The 2,819-nt window shown below is 43.4% G+C and carries 4 protein-coding genes; all 4 read left to right on the top strand.

Annotation, left to right across the window (positions count from 1 at the left end):
- A partial coding sequence (locus HMPREF2958_RS04255) for a hypothetical protein (RefSeq protein WP_070696909.1) occupies positions 1-506 on the top strand: 506 nt, incomplete at its 5' end.
- A gap of 213 nt (positions 507-719) precedes the next feature.
- The gene (locus tag HMPREF2958_RS10695) at positions 720-935 is read left to right on the top strand and encodes a ribonuclease domain-containing protein (RefSeq protein ID WP_083313698.1); all 216 of its coding nucleotides are present in this window, start codon (positions 720-722) and stop codon (positions 933-935) included.
- Positions 936-953: 18 nt separating this feature from the next.
- A complete protein-coding gene (locus tag HMPREF2958_RS04250) occupies positions 954-1,631 on the top strand; it encodes a hypothetical protein (RefSeq protein WP_070696907.1) in 678 nt (225 codons plus the stop codon).
- A gap of 101 nt (positions 1,632-1,732) precedes the next feature.
- Entirely contained in the window at positions 1,733-2,431 is a 699-nt protein-coding gene (locus HMPREF2958_RS04245; RefSeq protein WP_070696905.1) for a hypothetical protein, read from the top strand.
- Positions 2,432-2,819 lie beyond the last annotated feature (388 nt).

The following is a 2,819-nucleotide window of genomic DNA, read 5'->3' as shown; positions in this document are numbered from 1 at the left end:
GGTGGAAGATTATTGAGCTTTCCTGTGAAAAGTTATTGGAGTCTTCGGGGTCTGCGGAAGCTTCTGTGATGGTTTTTGAGGCTATTGAGTTTCCTGAGGAGATTCCTGATATGCCAGATGATTGGATTCATGAGTATCTTGAGGATTTGCATTGGCTGGATTTGAGTCAGGGGTTCTTTTTTGCTCTGAAGAATTATGATGCACTATTCCAGAGCCCTCATGATCCTCATTATTATATGGCGAAGTGGGCTGCACAGCTGTTGCAGACTGTGGATACTGAGTTGAGGTACCGGTATTCGGAGGATGAGGATGGGGAGTATGATCCTGCGAATATTCTTTATGGTATGGAGGTTTCTCAAGAGCATCTTGATCAGGCGTTGGAGTTTTTTGAGGGTCGGGCGATCGTGATTCCTGATTTTGATGAAGGGGATCCTGGGGCGGAGCATCCTTTGTATGTGAAGAATAAGGATGAAGTTTTGGAGAGCTGGAAATATGAGAGTAAATAATACCAGGGGTTCTCATTTTTTGGCTCTTTAACCGGATTTTACAATATTTATTCACGTGGAGCTCTCTTCAGGTAAATTAGTGGAGATAGCTTCATATAAAAACTACTGGTTCCTGCGGTTTTGCTTTGTTGCAGGAGCCAGTGTTTTTGTATTTTAAATTTATTTAGTCGTGTTTAAGGGTTGAGCAGTTCTAAAGTTTTCGAGAATAGGCCTATGGGCAGTAAAGATGGTAGCATACTCCCAACAAAAGATAAGGATGGTAATCTTATTACATATACTGAATATGATGCAAAACCGCCAGAGTATATCATCAAAGAAAATGGTAAACCAGGACTTAATCGGGGAACACATCGTATCGTAGTAGGAAGCAATGGAAGTATTTACTATTCGCCAGATCACTATTTAACTTTTATCCGCCTTGTTGATTAATTTGGAAAGGAAACGAATATGCCTTATGAGGCTTTATATTCTAAACCGTTTAATATCCCTGTTTTTATACGAGATAATAATTATTGGGAAAACTATATGCTTCCTTCTCTGCGTCAGGAGGGGTGGCATGTTGTTATAGTTGATTGCGCAGGGGTTGTGGATGCCTATGATTTTGCTATTCGTTTTATGAATGCTATCAGTTTTGATTGGAGTTCATTCCCGCATAAATTTGATTTGAAATGGGCTGAAGAATATGCAGAGGATATCGATTGGCTTGATATGCGTCAAGGATTGTTTGTCTACTATAAAAACTTTGAAGATGTTCTATCTATGGCTGACGGTTTAAACATGGAGGGTTATGTTAGGTATAGTGTGGATATCCTTTACATTATGAATGCTTATTACCCACGGCGTCCTATGTGGCGTGATGACGAATACGAGGTTCTTTTTGGGTATGGGCTTGAGGTGTCGAAAGATTCCCTTCCTCGCGTTGAGGAGTATTTTGAAGGTCATCAGACGATCTGTGCTGGTCCCAATGCTGTATATCCCTGGTCTCAGCAGGAGGAGCGGAAGAAGAAATATTTCCCTAGTGGTTTTCCAGATCCGTTGTATGACAAGAATGGTATCTGGATAACTGACCCCGATGAGTATCCTGAAAGTACCACCTACACCGATAACAAACGATGTACAAGATAAGAACATCTGAAAGTTAACATAAACAAAGAATACGGACCGTAGTCCAGGTCATGTTCTAATCTTTATTCGTCTTATTGACTAAGCCTGAAAGGAAAAAGCTTATGCCGTATGAACATAGTCTTTCAAAGCCCTTCATTGCCCCGATCTTCATTGAAGAGGATGGGTATTGGCAGAATTGTATGAAGCCCTATCTTGAGCGTGAAGGGTGGTATATCGCAGAGGTTGATTGCGCTGGAGCCACTGGATCATTGGAATTTGGGCGTCGTTTTTTAACAGCCCTGGAGTTTGATTGGGATTCTTTTCCGTATGATTTTGATGTCCATTGGGCTTATGAATACGCTACTGCAGTCGATTGGCTTGATCTGCGTCAGGGACTGTTTGTGTACTATAAAAACTTTGAGGACGTACTGTCGATGGCAGACCGTTTAGGGAACGATAGTTACGCTATCTATGCCGTAAATATCATTGACTCAATGCGTCTGAACTATCCTATGCGTCCTAGCCCGTACCCTCGGTCTGGGGATGATTATGAGGTGACTTTAGGGTACGGGTTCGGGGTGAGCCGGGCTTCTTTGCCGCGTGTGGAGCAGTTCTTTGCAGGAAATAACGAGATCCTCATTGCTGGCCCGGAGGTGGTGGAGTATCCGTGGACTTGGCATGAGGAGCGGAAGAAAAAATATTTTCCTCAGGGGTTCCCGGCTCCTCGGTGTGATGAGCGGGGGGAGTGGATTTTTGATCCTGAAAGGTATCCGGAGAGTCCTGCGTTTACGGGTGATGCAGGATATCCTGTGGATGAATAGTCGTCTTGAGGTTCAAGCTGGGTTTTTGCGTCCTATATACCTAGTCCTTTTGAGGATTTCGGAGCCACCATAAGAAGTTGGCGCAGGGTAAAGAACCTAGCCTGCAGCAGTACCGGTTTAGTTCTTATGCTGAGTCGCGGTTGTTATCGGCTGCGTTGTGTTCGGTGATGGATTCGGTGGATACCGAGATCGTGCGCGTGAGTATAGCCTATTTGGCGGATTAATAGTCAGAATAATGAAGTCAACCGGCTTGCCGAATAGAGTTTCGGTGTACCCTAGATGGTCCGAGGCTTATAGGAATGGGATAGACGTGATAGTATTTGAGGTTGAATTTTTGGAATGTTGCTTAAGGGTTTATTCATAAGGGACTTAGGTAGGTTCTTTATGA

Source organism: Rothia sp. HMSC036D11 (assembly GCF_001814205.1).
In the GTDB taxonomy this organism is placed as follows: domain Bacteria; phylum Actinomycetota; class Actinomycetes; order Actinomycetales; family Micrococcaceae; genus Rothia; species Rothia dentocariosa.
The sequence above is the reverse complement of the archived record's forward strand: the minus strand, read 5'-3'. Positions and strand labels throughout refer to the sequence as shown.